The 315-nt window shown below is 62.5% G+C and carries 1 protein-coding gene; it reads left to right on the top strand.

Features of this window, described 5'->3' with window-relative positions:
* Window positions 1-2: 2 nt before the first annotated feature.
* On the top strand, window positions 3-315 hold a 313-nt coding region (gene fucU, locus ACSIPU_RS30890; protein ID WP_435322517.1), incomplete at its 3' end, for an L-fucose mutarotase.

The following is a 315-nucleotide window of genomic DNA, read 5'->3' as shown; positions in this document are numbered from 1 at the left end:
AGCTGGCCGAAATGGGCCATGGGGATGAAATCATTTTTTCCGATGCCCATTTCCCGGCGCACAGCATGGGGCCGCAGGTGATCCGCGCCGATGGCCTGCGAGTCAGCGATCTGCTGCAGGCGATTATCCCGCTGTTCGAATTAGACAGCTATGCGCCGCCGGTGGTGATGATGGCCGCCGTCGAAGGCGATGCGCTCGACCCGACGGTGGAACAGCGCTATCGGCAGGCGCTATCGGCGCAGGCCCCCTGCCCGGATATCGTGCGGATTGACCGCTTTGCCTTCTACGAGCGGGCGCAAAAAGCCTTTGCGATCG

The sequence above is a fragment of the Klebsiella sp. HN106 genome (assembly GCF_051209435.1).
GTDB lineage: Bacteria > Pseudomonadota > Gammaproteobacteria > Enterobacterales > Enterobacteriaceae > Klebsiella > Klebsiella oxytoca.
The sequence above is the reverse complement of the archived record's forward strand: the minus strand, read 5'-3'. Positions and strand labels throughout refer to the sequence as shown.